Source organism: Streptomyces sp. NRRL S-646, assembly GCF_000720765.1.
Lineage (GTDB): Bacteria > Actinomycetota > Actinomycetes > Streptomycetales > Streptomycetaceae > Streptomyces.
In genome coordinates this window covers 1-559 of sequence record NZ_JODC01000085.1, presented here as the reverse complement: position 1 = coordinate 559, position 559 = coordinate 1, and the positions used below count along the sequence as shown (strand labels likewise).

Here is a 559-nt window from a genome sequence, read left to right as displayed (position 1 = left end):
ACCCTGCACGGCGTCCGCGAACCGCACCCGCTGACGCAGGTTGCGATACCAGTACCCGCCGTCCAGACCAGCTGTGTCGATGAGTTCGGCCTCGGTGGTCGAGAAGAACGGCACCACACCCAAACGCGGGACCACCGGTGCGAGAACCTCGGCCAGCTCGGCCTCGATGGCCTCCACATGCCTCGTGTGGGAGGCGTAGTCCACCGGGATACGACGCGCCCGCACGTCGTGGCCCTCGCAGTGGGCCATCAGCTCATCCAGCGCATCCGCATCCCCGGCCACCACCACCGAACCCGGACCATTGACCGCCGCAACGTCGATCCGGCCCGCCCAAGCCGTCAGCAACTCCTCAACATCCGCCAGGGGTTGAGCGAGAGAGACCATGCCACCGCGGCCGGCGATCGCCCGGATCGCCTTGGACCGCAGCGCCACCACCCGCGCCCCGTCCTCCAACGACAGACCACCCGCCACCACCGCCGCAGCAATCTCCCCCTGCGAATGACCCACCACCACCGACGGCTCAACCCCGCAAGCACGCCACAACGCCGCCAGCGACACC

Annotated in this window: 1 protein-coding gene; it reads right to left on the bottom strand. The window is 69.1% G+C overall.

The genetic code is table 11. The features are described 5' to 3' along the window. Window positions 1-559, bottom strand: a 559-nt coding sequence (locus IH68_RS51345; RefSeq protein ID WP_037886707.1) for an acyltransferase domain-containing protein, incomplete at both ends; no start/stop codon positions are given.